Annotated in this window: 19 protein-coding genes and 1 pseudogene; 12 read left to right on the forward strand and 8 right to left on the reverse strand. The window is 56.2% G+C overall.

What is annotated here, in order from left to right; all coding sequences use genetic code 11:
* Positions 1 to 28: 28 nt before the first annotated feature.
* Positions 29 to 283, reverse strand: coding sequence for a hypothetical protein (locus tag ACP7C6_RS07320; RefSeq protein WP_426108611.1), 255 nt, complete (start codon positions 281 to 283; stop codon positions 29 to 31).
* Positions 284 to 387: 104 nt separating this feature from the next.
* Positions 388 to 780, reverse strand: a complete 393-nt coding sequence (locus ACP7C6_RS07325) for a hypothetical protein (protein WP_426108537.1) — start codon at positions 778 to 780, stop codon at positions 388 to 390.
* A gap of 159 nt (positions 781 to 939) precedes the next feature.
* Between ACP7C6_RS07325 and ACP7C6_RS07330 the strand changes: the two genes are divergently transcribed.
* Entirely contained in the window at positions 940 to 1,140 is a 201-nt protein-coding gene (locus ACP7C6_RS07330; protein WP_426108538.1) for a hypothetical protein, read from the forward strand.
* A 171-nt stretch (positions 1,141 to 1,311) separates the two neighbouring features.
* Here the strand turns inward: ACP7C6_RS07330 and ACP7C6_RS07335 are convergent, their stop codons facing one another.
* Both ACP7C6_RS07335 and ACP7C6_RS07340 read right to left on the reverse strand, forming a co-directional pair.
* Positions 1,312 to 1,854: a hypothetical protein gene (locus tag ACP7C6_RS07335; RefSeq protein ID WP_426108539.1), complete on the reverse strand. Its 543-nt coding sequence runs from the start codon at positions 1,852 to 1,854 to the stop codon at positions 1,312 to 1,314.
* Between the two features lie 89 nt (positions 1,855 to 1,943).
* Positions 1,944 to 2,435: a hypothetical protein gene (locus ACP7C6_RS07340; RefSeq protein WP_426108540.1), complete on the reverse strand. Its 492-nt coding sequence runs from the start codon at positions 2,433 to 2,435 to the stop codon at positions 1,944 to 1,946.
* A 96-nt stretch (positions 2,436 to 2,531) separates the two neighbouring features.
* On the opposite strand from ACP7C6_RS07340, the gene ACP7C6_RS07345 reads away from it, so the two are divergent.
* Both ACP7C6_RS07345 and ACP7C6_RS07350 read left to right on the forward strand, forming a co-directional pair.
* Entirely contained in the window at positions 2,532 to 2,783 is a 252-nt protein-coding gene (locus tag ACP7C6_RS07345; RefSeq protein ID WP_426108541.1) for a hypothetical protein, read from the forward strand.
* Positions 2,784 to 2,794: 11 nt separating this feature from the next.
* Positions 2,795 to 2,920 (forward strand): hypothetical protein, encoded by a 126-nt coding sequence (locus ACP7C6_RS07350; protein ID WP_426108542.1) that lies wholly within the window; start codon positions 2,795 to 2,797, stop codon positions 2,918 to 2,920.
* Between the two features lie 22 nt (positions 2,921 to 2,942).
* Here the strand turns inward: ACP7C6_RS07350 and ACP7C6_RS07355 are convergent, their stop codons facing one another.
* The gene (locus ACP7C6_RS07355; RefSeq protein ID WP_148852463.1) at positions 2,943 to 3,365 is read right to left on the reverse strand and encodes a hypothetical protein; all 423 of its coding nucleotides are present in this window, start codon (positions 3,363 to 3,365) and stop codon (positions 2,943 to 2,945) included.
* A 50-nt stretch (positions 3,366 to 3,415) separates the two neighbouring features.
* Here ACP7C6_RS07355 and ACP7C6_RS07360 point away from each other — a divergent pair.
* Positions 3,416 to 3,817: pseudogene (locus ACP7C6_RS07360) on the forward strand (DNA cytosine methyltransferase); the annotation flags it as partial.
* A 233-nt stretch (positions 3,818 to 4,050) separates the two neighbouring features.
* On the opposite strand, the gene ACP7C6_RS07365 reads toward ACP7C6_RS07360, so the two are convergent.
* On the reverse strand, positions 4,051 to 5,091 hold the full coding sequence (locus ACP7C6_RS07365; RefSeq protein WP_426108543.1) for a GTP pyrophosphokinase: 1,041 nt from the start codon (positions 5,089 to 5,091) through the stop codon (positions 4,051 to 4,053).
* 128 nt (positions 5,092 to 5,219) lie between these two features.
* Between ACP7C6_RS07365 and ACP7C6_RS07370 the strand changes: the two genes are divergently transcribed.
* The 6 genes from ACP7C6_RS07370 (at position 5,220) to ACP7C6_RS07395 (ending at position 10,744) form a co-directional block, all read left to right on the forward strand.
* Positions 5,220 to 5,684, forward strand: a complete 465-nt coding sequence (locus tag ACP7C6_RS07370) for a hypothetical protein (RefSeq protein ID WP_426108609.1) — start codon at positions 5,220 to 5,222, stop codon at positions 5,682 to 5,684.
* Positions 5,681 to 5,896 (forward strand): hypothetical protein, encoded by a 216-nt coding sequence (locus ACP7C6_RS07375; protein ID WP_426108544.1) that lies wholly within the window; start codon positions 5,681 to 5,683, stop codon positions 5,894 to 5,896. The genes ACP7C6_RS07370 and ACP7C6_RS07375 overlap by 4 nt, the downstream gene beginning before the upstream one ends.
* Before the next feature lie 132 nt (positions 5,897 to 6,028).
* Positions 6,029 to 6,214 (forward strand): hypothetical protein, encoded by a 186-nt coding sequence (locus ACP7C6_RS07380; RefSeq protein ID WP_426108545.1) that lies wholly within the window; start codon positions 6,029 to 6,031, stop codon positions 6,212 to 6,214.
* Positions 6,215 to 6,472: 258 nt separating this feature from the next.
* Positions 6,473 to 7,666 (forward strand): tyrosine-type recombinase/integrase, encoded by a 1,194-nt coding sequence (locus ACP7C6_RS07385; RefSeq protein ID WP_426108546.1) that lies wholly within the window; start codon positions 6,473 to 6,475, stop codon positions 7,664 to 7,666.
* Between the two features lie 20 nt (positions 7,667 to 7,686).
* Positions 7,687 to 9,273 carry an ABC-F family ATPase gene (locus tag ACP7C6_RS07390; protein ID WP_028616043.1) on the forward strand — a complete coding sequence of 529 codons (1,587 nt, stop codon included), beginning with the start codon at positions 7,687 to 7,689 and terminating at the stop codon, positions 9,271 to 9,273.
* A 295-nt stretch (positions 9,274 to 9,568) separates the two neighbouring features.
* On the forward strand, positions 9,569 to 10,744 hold the full coding sequence (locus ACP7C6_RS07395) for an MFS transporter (protein WP_122685200.1): 1,176 nt from the start codon (positions 9,569 to 9,571) through the stop codon (positions 10,742 to 10,744).
* On the opposite strand, the gene ACP7C6_RS07400 is transcribed toward ACP7C6_RS07395, so the two are convergent.
* Together ACP7C6_RS07400 and ACP7C6_RS07405 are read right to left on the reverse strand one after the other, a co-directional pair.
* A complete protein-coding gene (locus tag ACP7C6_RS07400) occupies positions 10,738 to 11,775 on the reverse strand; it encodes an alpha/beta hydrolase family protein (protein WP_028616041.1) in 1,038 nt (345 codons plus the stop codon). The two genes, ACP7C6_RS07395 and ACP7C6_RS07400, sit on opposite strands and share 7 nt — an antisense overlap.
* A 228-nt stretch (positions 11,776 to 12,003) precedes the next feature.
* Complete coding sequence (locus ACP7C6_RS07405) at positions 12,004 to 12,615, reverse strand: FMN-dependent NADH-azoreductase (RefSeq protein ID WP_028616040.1); 612 nt, start codon at positions 12,613 to 12,615, stop codon at positions 12,004 to 12,006.
* Between the two features lie 125 nt (positions 12,616 to 12,740).
* Between ACP7C6_RS07405 and ACP7C6_RS07410 the strand changes: the two genes are divergently transcribed.
* Together ACP7C6_RS07410 and ACP7C6_RS07415 are read left to right on the forward strand one after the other, a co-directional pair.
* The gene (locus tag ACP7C6_RS07410; protein ID WP_028616039.1) at positions 12,741 to 13,649 is read left to right on the forward strand and encodes a LysR substrate-binding domain-containing protein; all 909 of its coding nucleotides are present in this window, start codon (positions 12,741 to 12,743) and stop codon (positions 13,647 to 13,649) included.
* Positions 13,646 to 14,002, forward strand: coding sequence for an MmcQ/YjbR family DNA-binding protein (locus ACP7C6_RS07415; RefSeq protein ID WP_028616038.1), 357 nt, complete (start codon positions 13,646 to 13,648; stop codon positions 14,000 to 14,002). Before ACP7C6_RS07410 ends, ACP7C6_RS07415 begins: the two co-directional genes overlap by 4 nt.
* Positions 14,003 to 14,151 lie beyond the last annotated feature (149 nt).

Here is a 14,151-nt window from a genome sequence, read left to right on the forward strand (position 1 = left end):
GCCGTGAATAAAGCGTGCCCCTGTCGGGTTAGGTCGCGAAGAGCTGGTAGACCGCCACCTCGGCTACAGAAATCACGGCAGGCTTACCAGCTGCGATGAACCCATTTATGCACGCCCTTGTAGCAGGTATGTTTAAGCGTTTTTTCAGGATCTGCATTTGTTTAAGTACAGTTCTCGACATCAGGTACTTCCCGCATTCGGGACACTCAACATCTCTGAACTCACCAGCGGTATTCATCTCCTTACCTTTGCCGCCACAGATCACGCACACGTAGTTGTCCATCACCACCTCCGTTTGGCTGATCGCTGAACTGTAGCTGATCCCTCACCATCCTCCACCGCCCGGGCATGGCCCGGCAAGGACTCTCCGTACCTAACAAAGTAGTGCTATCTAGTTTTCTCAGAAGATCGTCCAATCTCTTCTCGAGTAGGCATGGTCCAGTCGGAGGGCCGCCTGTCGTGGACAGACTCCTTCTTCGGAAAACCATCGATTCCAAAGCCGATCAGATAGATTGCAAACGCAACACCGGCCAAAACGGCCCTCCACGTAGGCGACGCGTCTTTGGAGAGCCCTCCAGGCCCGATCGCAACCCAGCCACCACGAAGATAAGCGAACACAGCTTGACCAAACCAGGCTTGCAGCATCAGCACGGTCCAGAAATTTCTCCAGTCCCCCACGAATCTTGAAGTCGCGCTCACCAGCGAGGCGGCAACCATCAACAGTAGTATCAAGTACCGGTAGCGTTTCAATAATCCCAGAACGCCATTTTCGATTTCCATTCAGTTAATTCCCTTACCTATCAGGAGGAGCCAGCGGCATGACGGTTGTGAATGCCCATGATCTGGTAACGAGGGAGAATGCCGCAGTACCAACATTTTTCAAGCTGATGTAAAAAGTACAGCTGCCATTTCAAACATTCACTGGATTCCGACCAACACATGCAGATCATTCGTACTGGAACAGTATTGACTGGCGAATACGCCGGTTGGACGATAGAAATTCAGGATCACCGCGCAGGTGAAACCGGAGGTTATTACCTGTTCCTGGTCCAGAACGAATCAAATGGTTTCGATTCTTGGTTTGAACTCATAGAGCAGCTGCAGCAGCAAATTTCAGAACTCGACGTTCGCTGGAATTAGCGCCTCGCTCTTTCGTTCCACCCCTCCCCATCCCCCCTTCAAAGTCAGCCGCTATAGCGGCAAGGACGAAGTCATGCCTGAAGAAATCAAGTTGATCCAGCCAGCCCCGGTCGTGCGCGATGAGTACGGAATGTTCGCTCACCCCGAGCCAGATGATGAGGTAGTTCCATTTTACACGTGATGCGCCATCAAGAAATACGCCGCGTATGTGCCCCCAATAATGGCGAAAAGTGAAAACCACTTTAGGAGTATGAAAGATATCTCTCCGCGCTTCACACGCTTCCACTCACGCCTCAAAACCTTTTGTACCTCTACGACGATCGACTCCATAGTCGCGTCCATTTCTTCACGGAGAGACATTTTTCCATTGCCGAGGTGATGCAGCAGGCTAATGAGGTGTGCGTGCTCCTTAGGGTTGAGCCTCAGCCTCATTCTCGTAATGCGAACCTCTACATTGATGACATCGTCGTGACGAGACGCCAGGAACGCTTTGATGTCTTCCTTGGCTTCTTTTTTGATCTCCAATGCAGCGATCATTGTTGACCAGTGCCCCGCAAGGTTAGCTGCGTCCTCTCTGAATGCATCGATCCAAGACTGGCGAAACTCTGACGTTTTCTGATCCTTTGAAAGTATGGAAACGACTAGGGAGGTCGCAGCAGCAATCACTGCTGCAACTAATACGCCTACCAATGGAATTAAAAGGGATTGATCCACGCTTTAGTCCTTCTTTATCCGGCTCCATGCCGGTGCCGCAAAATAAATTAGTATGAACATACGATCATTGTTTCCGCGATGACACCCAATCAAATGACAGACTGCTTGTCCTTTAAGTCTAGATATCTTTGGGTTCTGTAATACCACAAAAGCATACCAACAAATGCAACTATTAATGAAACGCACTGCAGCCAGCCGTATAGATAAGCCAGATTTTTAAGCTTTTCAAAATAGCTTTTGACCAACTCCAAATTAGCATTGAGTTTTGCATTCACTAATTTTGCCTCATCAAATCTTGACTGTATTTTATCTCTAGTTGCCTCTAGGCTCGGCATAGCCACCATTAGATCTTTAAGTGTTGTTGTTCCAGAATTCAGGTTAGCAATCACCTTGGAAAGGCGATTTGAATCTGTCTTAATCGCGTCTAGAGTCGCTAAGAACTCGACCTGCTGAATGGTTAAACTATCAATTTTCAATTCAAGATCATCTGATCTCTTATTCAAATCAAAAAAGAAAAAGACAAAACATATCATCCCTACAATCGAGAGAAACTTATACAAATTATCCGTTGGTGCCTGCATGACTTGTCCCTAATAGCGCTCACATAACCCTACCTAATACCCCATATCAACGAATCACGCCAGCCGGCGAGGCAGGCGCACGCTTGGAGATAACCCATGAGTACCTTTGCAGTGTTTGGAATGACCCTCGATGTCGCCAAGACCAAGGCCCGCAAGAAGACGGCTGGCACCCGCAAGAACGCTAAGATGCCGGGCGGCGTCGAGCCGATCCCGGAAGCGGAATGGCTCGAGCTGGTCGCAAAGCGCACCGAAAAGATCATGGGGGGGGTACGGTTCGCCAGCTCTCGCCGCTGTTCGACGCTCCGCAGTACGCCGAGCAATTCATTGAGTTGGCTCGCAAGACCCTGAGGTGCCGCGACATGCAGATCAGGGCCAAGGCCGTACTGGTGGATGCCAAAGGCAAGCCGATCATCAACCCGAAGACGAAGGCGCCACGCGTTGGGTCTTCGGAGTGGCCGCCAAAGCAGGAGATTCAGGCAGCCTAATTAAAAGGCGGATAGGTACCGGCTACTGGCGGTCTTCTTCAGGAGTGCAGAGATAGCTCCTCTCCTCAATCACGCGGTTGATGTACTTGATGGTTAGTAAAACCTCTTCTGGCACCAAATATGGTGACAGGGGATTTGATGCAGTTATTGCAAATGCTCTCCAGCGAGGTAGGGAGCGTTTCAATATACGAAGAGTTACAGGGTAGTACTCCGGAAAGTTTCGCAATTCAAAGATAATTGCCATCTGCCGGTCTACATATTGAGCTTCATTGTCTTTGCCGATATTGAGGTCCTGAATAAGGCCGTGATAAGTGGAGAAGCGGCGGGCCTCATCCTCCGACCTCTTGATGCCGATGTAGTGATACAGAGCAAAACCAGCCGTGATTAAGGAAATCAGAACTGCGACGGTCCCGTTGTAATCCTTAAGCCATTCCCAAACAGACATCCCTACCCCTCCAGAAACCTAATGTCGCAATATACCGGCGATGAGCCATCATGCCCATCACTTATGGATGCGTGTGCAGTGGCATCGAAGCCGCAACGCAGGCCTGGCACCCGCTGGGCATGCGCGCCGCCTGGTTCGCCGAGATTGAGCCATTCCCCTCGGCGGTCCTGGCCCATCACTACCCCAGCGTGCCGAACCACGGCGACATGACCAAGCTGGCCGCCCTGGTGCTGGCCGGCAAGATCCCGGCGTCGGACGTGCTGGTCGGCGGCACCCCGTGCCAGGCGTTCAGCGTGGCCGGTATGCGCGAAGGCCTCACAGACCCACGCGGCGCCCTCACCATCAAATACGTGGAGTTTGCAGATGCAGTTGACTATGTTCGCGCTGGCCAGTTAAAGCCCGCCTGCGATATTTTCTGGGAAAACGTCCCTGGCGTCCCCTTTGACAAAGGGGGCGGCCATCTAGATGAGAGAGAGGCATACGAAATGGAATTTGAGGGCGTCCGCCTAACAGCGTTATCGATCAGGAGCGGCGCCAAGGTTTTCTAGACCACTAAAATCACATCTCATAGCGCGGCGAGCAGCGCCCAAATGGTCGCGTGATAAAGCAATCGAAAACAGTAAAACGGCGCCGAACAAACAATGGGCAGGCCTCTAATTTGCAAAGCACTTTGCACAGCTTTTGTTTACACGACTCTATCTTCATCATGGTCTCGAAAGGCCTCCTTGAATACGTTGTGTTCGTCCTCAGGCAAATAAGTCTGAACCAAAACATCTTCGTTGAGGCTGAGCGCCCATACTAACGGCACATTGGCGAGGTAGCGCCGCCAGTCGGAAATCAGCATCCAATCACGAACCACACCATAAATAGTAGTAGTCACTCCCAATTCATTAGATTTACTAGCATAGTCACCAGGAATAATTTCATTTAATTCCGCGAGAGTGGACACCCCAAACAATCGAAGCTCCTCAATCAAATCACCCAATCCTTCTTTCAAATCAAGATGTTCCAAAGGATATCTATTAACTCTAGTCCATTCATCAATAAACTCCCCTAGGTTAATAGAGTTTATTTCCATATCCAAATCGCCAGCAACCACACCCCTCTGAACGTCTCTAATGTAGCTATCAATTTCACTCGACAGCTCATCAAACCCACGATCAGCAAGTTCCAGCATGCCTGCGTACAAATAAAGCTTCCTTTCAGCAGCGGGAGGCAGTTTTCCTGAAAATTTATAGTTCCTATCATGAGCAAGCTCAGCCCATGCGTGTTGAAGAACAGTTCTAACTTGAAATTCAAACTTTAGGCCATCTAACCCTTCGTACTCCGGAAGGTCCTTTCGTATAGGACCTAAATCACACACATAATGCGATGATCGATACCCCATCTGATTGACCAAAAGAGACGCATCCTTAATGCTGGAATTTTCAAGATCTACTTTAAATGCTTCGCCTATCAATTCTGCAACACGAGAAACTTGCGACTCAAAAAACACAATAATCCTAATGCCAGTCAAATCAGTTAGTTGCTTAACCGGATCCTTATACCCTTTTCTTTTAACTTTATTAACTACACTTTCACAATCTTTTACTCTGCCGGTGACAGCGAGATAATCAACTCCGTTGCTTTTTAAAAGATTCTCCACGATAGAGGATACAGAACGCGCTAAGAGCTCATGCTTAGGGAGGGTTTCCGCTAGCCAATTTCTTAAATCTACCGAGTTCAAAGAAGACATCCTTTTCTTAATGGGGTAATCGGCACGACAATTCACTTTAACTATAAAACATCCTTCCTTCAAAGTCAGCCGCTAAAGCGGCAAGGACGAGTGTGCCCGTGAGCATCATCGACAACGTAATGACCGACAAGATCACCCTGCACGGCCTGGACTTCGTGCAGGTCCAGCTGGAAGGCAATCAGCGCCTGCATGTCTGGCACCCTGAGTTGAATCACTGCTTCAAGATGGAGCGATGCGACGACGGGGCCTACATGCTTTTTCTGCATGAAGATTCGCGCACTGCCGGCGGCGGGCGGCCATGGACACCCGATGGCCGGGCCAATCTGGTTATCGACGGCGAGTTCAAGGTTGCGGCGCGCAATGACTACAACACGATCGCCTACGACTACCACGCCACGACACCGGGCGGGGATAGTCGGGTAGCGACCATCATGACGAAGCGAGGCGAGTACCCGGCCGGCGCCCACTCCACCTGCACTTTCAGCGCTCAGCCAGACACGGACTTCGATCGCTACCAGTGGTCACCAGCCCAACTCTGGGAAATTGTCGCCGACGTGATGCTCGGCCATCGGGTGACGCCATGAGCCTACGCCAGCGGATCATCATCTACATGAGCGGCCCGGACGATACCCGGGATAACTGGTTCTGCACTTGGTGGATCCGGTTTCACATTGAGCCGTTCACCACCAAGCAAATCCGCCGGGAACTGGAGGTGATGAAGCGCGAAGGCCTGGTCGAGTCGGATCACAGCCAGACGAACAACACCAAATGGAAACTGGTCGAGGTAACGCCATGATCGCCACCCTCTGGTCCGCCTACGGGTTCATCTACAAGGGGCCAAGGTTAGGAGTAATTTCAACTGCAAATAGTCGGGAAGCCGACAGTTCAACGCGCCGACCATCAAGGCTCACCTAACAAGGAGAGCCTCATGAGAGAGTTCGCAGAAGCAATTGTCGCCATTGCACCAGTGACCAGCCGCAAATCCAGGAATCGCTTCCTCCGGGAATGCGACAGATGGACCAACCGCCTATACAAGTGCGATTTGGTCAGCCTTCAACAACGCCAGGAACTGCGGCGGCAAATCGCAGCGGCGTGCCTGGTGGCGTTGATGTAACCCTAATCCCCCTACATGCCTGCCGGTGAGCGGCGGGCCACCTTCTGCCGCCCAGCGCGGCGCGGAGCACCCAATGTCAGCAGCAGAACAGCTCAACGACGGCGTTACCGGCGACAAGGTGCCGGAGGCGCAGATGGCCGAGATCCTCGGCACCACTCTCGCCGCCCTGCGCTCAAAGCGCGCTCGCAACCAAATCCCCCTCGGCGTCTGGAACAAACAGGGCAGCCGGGTCTTGTACAGCATCAGGAGATATTACGAATGGCTCGAAAGCCAATGGGTTTGCCCGCAGGAATGGACCTCCACCACGGATCGATCCGCATCCGCTTTATGTGGAACGGCAGCCGGCGCAGTGAAACGCTCCCCTATCCCCCGACACAGAAAGGAATCAAGTCTGCCTCACAGGTTGTTGATCAAGTAAAAGGCCTGATCAGGCTGGGGCTGCTCGATGACGACAAGTACGCCGAGCTGTTCCCCAGTTCCAGCAACGTCGCCGGCGGCAAGATCAACTTCGGCGAGTATGCCCAGCTCTGGCTGGACAGTCGGGAGGTGGTGGCCGGCACCAAGGGGAACTACAAGGGCGCGCTGAACCGTTACTGGATGCCCGGCCTTGCTCTGGTGAGGATTGATCTGATCACCACCACCCTACTCCGCCGGGTCATGGCTTCCAGAGAATGGAAGTCGCCCGGAGTGAAGCGCAACGCGATCTCGAAGCTATCGACCATCCTGAACTCAGCGATGTCTGAGGAACTGATCCCGAAGAACCCGGCGGCGATCCTCGAATTGCCCAAACGCAGCAAAAAGGAGATCGATCCGTTCACCCTGGAGGAGGCGAACCAGATCATCGCCAAGATGTACGAGCACGATCACTGGCCCAGCACGATCTATGCGGCATTTTTTGAGTTTGTATTTTTTACAGGAATGCGTCTTTCCGAGGCCCTCGCGATGCGCTGGGACGCGATAGACGAAGAGAAGAAGACAGCCCACGTGTGTCGCGGGATCGCCTTGGGGGAAGTGGTCGAGCGCACGAAAACAGGCGGAGACCGCTTTGTTTTGCTGAATGACCGCGCTTTGCACGCCTTGGCGTTCGCCAAGGAATACGCAGAGCGTCGGAAAAAGGGCAAGGGAAAGGTGCTTGAAACGCCTTTCATTTTCCCGCCCTCGAAGAACTCGGAGTACGTGAAGCAGACGTCTGACCTGCACAAGCAATGGGTTCCGACATTGAAGGCGCTGAATATCCGTCGTCGGCCGCCATACAACTGTCGTCACACCTATGCGACAATATGCATTATGTCTGGCATGAACCCCGCCTTCATCTCCCAGCAGCTCGGCCATAGCGTGCAGATGCTGCTCTCGACTTATGCGCGTTGGATCAACTCAAGCTCAGATTGGGGCGAAATGGAAAAGCTCCAAATTGGTCCCAAATTGGTCCCAGTTCAAATAAGCGCACTCTAAGCTATTGATAGGTAAAGTAATTGATCTCCACAGCTAACATCACCATGCAGTTCGGCGCCAAGCCGCTCTTCGAGAACGTCTCGGTCAAGTTCGGCGCCGGCAACCGTTATGGTTTGATCGGTGCCAACGGTTGCGGCAAGTCGACCTTCATGAAAATCCTCGGCGGCGACCTCGATCCGTCCGGCGGCCAGGTCATGCTGGAGCCGAACGTACGCTTGGGTAAACTGCGCCAGGACCAGTTCGCCTACGAAGAATTCACCGTGCTCGACACCGTGATCATGGGTCACGAAGAGCTGTGGAAGGTCAAGGCCGAGCGCGACCGCATCTACTCGCTGCCGGAAATGAGCGAAGAAGACGGCATGGCCGTGGCCGAGCTGGAAACCGAGTTCGCCGAGATGGACGGCTACACCGCCGAATCCCGTGCCGGTGAGCTGCTGCTGGGCCTGGGTATCCCGTTGGAGCAACACTTCGGCCCGATGAGCGAAGTGTCCCCAGGCTGGAAACTTCGTGTATTGCTGGCCCAGGCGCTGTTCTCCGATCCTGAAGTGCTGTTGCTCGACGAACCGACCAACCACTTGGACATCAACACCATTCGCTGGCTGGAAAACATCCTGACCCAGCGTTCCAGCCTGATGATCATCATCTCTCACGACCGTCACTTCCTGAACAGCGTGTGCACCCACATGGCTGACCTGGACTACGGCGAGCTGCGCCTGTTCCCCGGCAACTACGACGAGTACATGACCGTAGCGACCCAGTCCCGCGAGCAACTGCTGTCGGACAACGCCAAGAAGAAGGCGCAGATCTCCGAACTGCAATCCTTCGTCAGCCGCTTCTCGGCCAACGCCTCGAAAGCCAAGCAGGCCACTTCCCGTGCCAAGGCGATCGACAAGATCCAGTTGGCCGAAGTCAAGCCATCGAGCCGCGTGAGCCCGTTCATCCGTTTCGAGCAGAACAAAAAGCTGCACCGTCAGGCAGTCATGGTCGAAAAAATGGCCAAAGGCTTCGACGGCAAGCCGCTGTTCAAAGACTTCAGCTTCCAGGTTGAAGCCGGCGAGCGCGTGGCGATCATCGGCCCGAACGGTATCGGCAAGACCACCCTGCTGCGCACCCTGGTTAACGAGTTGACCCCGGACGCCGGCAGCATCAAGTGGACCGACGCTGCAGAACTGGGCTACTACGCCCAGGACCATGCCCACGACTTCGAAGACGACGTGACCCTGTTCGACTGGATGGGCCAGTGGACCCAAGGCGAGCAAATGATCCGTGGCACCCTGGGTCGCATGCTGTTCTCCAACGACGAGATCCAGAAGTCGGTGAAGGTGATTTCCGGTGGTGAGCAAGGCCGCATGCTGTTCGGCAAGCTGATCCTGCAAAAGCCGAACGTGCTGATCATGGACGAACCGACCAACCACTTGGACATGGAGTCCATCGAGGCGCTGAACCTGGCGCTGGAGAACTACCCGGGCACGCTGATCTTCGTCAGCCACGACCGTGAGTTCGTATCGTCCCTGGCCACCCGCATCATCGAGCTGAGCGCCACAGGCGTGATCGACTTCAGCGGCACCTATGATGATTACCTGCGTAGCCAAGGCGTGGTGTTCTAAAACACCCCTCCAATAGCTGTGGTGAGCGGGCTTGTCGAATCGTCGCACCGCCCGCGCTGGGGCGCGAAGCGGCCCTAAAAAAGAACACCGCGTTCTGTCCGACAGAACGCGGTGTTTTCTGTTGGGGCCGCTTCGCAGCCCAGCGCGGGCGGTGCGACGATTCGACAAGCCCGCTCACCACAGCAAGCCCGCTCACCACAACGCGCCTGCTCATCAGACAAAGTAGTTAGCCTGCTTTCTTTTCCCTTGGGCCCTTGCCATGATGCCCTCACCGCCCGCCCGCGAACGAGTGCCCATGCCTGCCGCCACCCCCAGCTCCCTGTCGATCACCTTGCAGATCGTCTCCATCGTCTTCTATACCTTCATCGCGTTTATCTGCATCGGCCTGCCGATCGCAGTGATTCCGGGCTATGTGCATGAGCAACTGGGTTTCAGCGCCGTAGTGGCCGGGGTCACGATCGGCTCGCAATACCTGGCGACCTTGCTCAGTCGGCCCATGGCCGGGCGCATGTCGGACAACGTCGGCACCAAGCGCGCGATTGTGTGGGGGTTGGCGGGAATTCTGGTCAGCGGTGTGCTGACGTTCTTCGCGACATTGCTACAGAGCATGCCCACCTTGAGCCTGGGCATTCTGATCGTCGGCCGACTGTTGCTGGGCGTGGCCCAAGGGCTGATCGGCGTGGGCACCATCAGTTGGTGCATGGGCGCGGTAGGTGCCGAACACACGGCGCGCTCGATATCCTGGAACGGCATCGCGTCCTACGGCGCCATCGCCATTGGTGCGCCGCTCGGCGTGGTGATGGTGGCTGAATACAGCTACAACAGCCTCGGCATTGCGCTGGCCGTATTGTCCGCGCTCGGCCTGGTACTGATCCGCAATAAACCCTCAGTGCCGGTAGTGCGCGGTGAGCGTTTACCGTTCTGGGCGGTGTTCGGGCGTATCGCGCCCTTTGGCGCCAGCCTGTGTCTGGCCTCCATTGGCTACGGCACCCTCACCACCTTTATTACGCTGTACTACCTCAATCGCGGCTGGGCCGGTGCGGCGTACTGCCTGACAGTGTTTGGCGTGTGCTTTATCCTGTCGCGGCTGGTGTTTATCTCTGCCATCAGCCGGTTTGGCGGCTTTCGTGCCGCAATCGCCTGCATGACCATCGAGACCCTTGGCCTGACGCTGCTATGGCTGGCGCCATCGACGGGCGTGGCGTTGATTGGCGCAGGGCTGACCGGTTTTGGCTTGTCGCTGGTGTACCCGGCGCTCGGCGTAGAAGCCATCAAGCAGGTGCCCAATAGCAGCCGTGGTGCAGGCCTGAGTGCTTACGCGGTGTTCTTTGATTTGGCCCTGGCGATTGCAGGACCGTTGATGGGCGCCGTGGCACTGAACCTCGGCTATGGTTGGATCTTCTTCTGCGCCGCGCTGTTGTCGGTGACTGCCTTGGGCGTGACCGTTCTGCTCAAGCGTCGCGCTTACTGATCTGCCGTCTGCATCCCGGCGCGGGTGGATTGGCCGAGTGTGTGGCTGAAAAATCGTCCCGCCTCGGAAATCAGGTCACGGTGAATACCTTCGCGGTCGACACCATCGGCATCGGTGCAAATCGCGGGCATGGCCGCCAACTGATCGCTGTCACACGGCGCCATGAACACGAAGTGCCCTGCCCCGGCCAATAGCTTGAAGTCCGGCGGTTCCGGCAGTTTGCGCGCCAGCGCCGCAGCGTTCTTGTCCACGGCCACCAGCTTGTCGCCGTCGCCGCTGTAGAGCAGCACCGGCACATGCACGTCGGCCAGGGTGTGACGGCCGAACATCAGGCTCAACGGAGCCATCAACATCAACGCATGAATACGCGGATCGGATTGCGGTTGCAGGTCGTCGCGGTCCACCACCAGTTCGCCTTTGGTGGTGCAGGCGTCACGGTCTTCCGGGCGTTCCTGGCAGTAGCGGCGCAGGCGGTCGAAGTCCGGCTTGGCACCCGCCAGGATCAACGCAGTTTCGCCGCCCGCTGAATAACCGATCACGCCCACCTGATCGACATTGACGAACGGCGATAGCATCGGGTCGCCCAAGGTGGCGGTGATCGCTTCGGAAATCTGGATCGGCCGGCCATACAGGTTACTCACCGTGCCCAGGCGGCTGTGGTCTTTGTAGTTGTCGCCAGGATGCAGCACTGCCACCACCACAAAGCCTTTGCGCGCCAGCGAGGTGGCCAGGTCGTGCAAGGCCAGCGGCGTGCCGGTGTTGCCGTGGGACAGCATCAGCATCGGGAAACGGCCGATGGCAATCTTGGAATCTTCCGTGGCGGCGACGCGATAGGCGCCCAGCGGTGTGCTGTGCTCAAGCCCGGTGGAGGGATAGAAGGCGATGGCCTTCATCGGCTGCAAATCCAGCGGATCAAGGAAAGTCATGCGATGGAAGCCCACACTCCAATGCGGGTGCGGCGCAGGTGCGGCGTGCACTGAAACCAGGCCACCGAGCAAGGAAAGAACCATAACAGCACAAAGACGCATCATGAGGATGTCCACCTTTGCTGCATAAAGACCGGCATGTCGGATTGAAAAGTCCATGGTTCAAGGCGCTCGACCGGGTGATAAACCCATGCGTGCATAACCTGGGCCAAAGTAATGACAGCGGGTAAACGAAAAAACTCCGTAGTCCGATCGTTTTGAGGCGATCAGAATACAGAGTTTAGACGTCCCGTTTCAGAATGAAACGGGGAACGGCACGGTTTTACCTAAGCTTTACGCAGCCGCGAACAATTGTTCGTTGATGAGTGCGTTGGCGTCGCTCAGGGACTTGCTGCGGAACTCGTCGCCATACGCCAGGCCGTGGGCGCGGACGAACTCGATGTCGGTGATGCCGAGGAAGCCCAGCAGCACTTTCAGATAATCTTCATGGGCCACGCCGGTCGCTTGGCCGGCGTGCAGGCCGCCCGACGTCGACACAACGATGACTTTCTTGTTGCCGCACAGGCCTTCGGGGCCGGCTTCGGAGTAACGGAACGTCTGGCCGGCGACGGCAATGCGGTCGATCCAGGCCTTCAGTTGAGTCGGGATGGTGAAGTTGTACATTGGGGCGGCGATGACCACCGCGTCGGCGGCGAGGAATTCAGCCAGGGTCTTGGCGCTGAGCTCAGCTTCATGTTGCTGCGCAGCGCTACGCTGATCAGCCGGAGTGCCCAGGGCGCCCAGGGTCGCGCCGGAGAAGTGGTTGAAGCCTTCGGCGGCCACGTCACGGTAGGTCACTTCCACGCCCGGCTCAGCCGCTTGCCAAGCCTTGACCACACCAGCGCTGAGCTGACGGGACGCCGAGTTGTCGCCGAGGATGCTGGAATCGATATGCAACAGTTTCATGGGGAATCTCCAGTTAGGATCGTCAGTGCCGATCAGATGGAGGTGATACTACGTATGAAACCAATAGCCGATAAGACATCTGAAATGCGATAGTTCGTCCCACTGACAGGACAATAGGCCGCCCCATGCAAGACCTCAACGACCTCTACTATTTCGCCAAAGTGGTGGAAGCCGGTGGCTTCGCCGCCGCCGGCCGGCTACTGGGGATTCCCAAGTCACGGCTGTCGCGGCGCATCGCCGAGCTGGAAGAACGCCTCGGCGCGCGACTACTGCAACGCACTACCCGTCAACTCACCCTCACCGCCGTCGGGGAGCGCTACCTGCGCCATTGCCAGGCCATGCTGCTGGAAGCGGAAATGGCCGATGAGGCGGTCGCCAGCATGTCCAGCGAGCCCCGTGGACGGCTGCGTGTCAGTTGCCCGGTGGGCATGGCCCAGCACATCCTGCCGGAATTGGTGGCAGGGTTTCTGGCGGCTCATCCCCAGGTGCAATTGGAGATGACCCTGGTCAACCGCCGTGTCGATTTGGTCGCTGAAGGCATCGATGTCGCCCTGCGGGTGCGCGAGCTGGGTGATGAGGACCCGTTGCTGGTGACCAAGCGCCTGCGCCAGGCCCAGACCGTGCTGGTGGCCAGCCCAGTGCTCATGCACGGCCGTCAGGTGACCACCCTTGAGGATCTCAAGCAGCTACCCATCCTGGGTGCGCTGGAGGCGGATCGCCTGGTGCATCAACGCATTCTCGACCCCCAGGGCAACACCCACGACCTGGCGATGGAAGCACGGCTGGGTATCGACGATTTCATCGTGCGCAAGGCAAGCGCCATCATGGGTCTGGGTTTTACCGTACTGCCGATGATGTATTGCGAAGAGGAATTGGCCAGCGGCCGGTTGGTGCAACTGCTGCCGGAGTGGTCCTTGCCCGGCGGCTGGTTACAGGCGGTGTACCCGCATCGTCGTGGCGTGTTGCCGGCCATTCGTGCCTGGATCGATTATCTGGAAGAAGGTTTCAAAGGTTGCGGAGACCGCCTGCTATGAAGATGACCGAAGAACAAGTCGCCGCGTTCTGCCTAAGCCTGCCCGGCGCACGGGAGGACTATAAATGGGGCGGTGTGCGCGTATTTTCGATTGCGGGCAACAAGATGTTTGCCCTGCAGAACCTGCGGGGAGAGTCGTTGGCGTTCAAGGTCGACAAGGAGTTGTTCCTCGGCCATGTGGACCGCCCAGGCATTCACCCGGCGCCGTACCTGGCGCGGGCGCAGTGGGTCATTATGAATACGCCCTATCCGTTGGGTGCTGAGGAGTTGCGTGGGTTGTTGCGACGTTCCCACCAGCTTGTCGTCAGCAAGTTGCCCAAGCGTACGCAGGTCGGGTTGCGCCTGGACGCATAGATGTTTGGATGCGGCGCTGTGCCTGTGGGTAAGGGGCCTGACAGGCGATCGCTTTCCAACTGTTGCACAGCGGTCAAAATGTGGGAGCGGGCTTGCCCGCGTCGGTATGCCCGTAATCCGACAGGGATTTGGGCCAGCGTGTTTAACGG

It is taken from the genome of Pseudomonas sp. TWR1-1-4, assembly GCF_049897165.1.
GTDB lineage: Bacteria > Pseudomonadota > Gammaproteobacteria > Pseudomonadales > Pseudomonadaceae > Aquipseudomonas > Aquipseudomonas canadensis.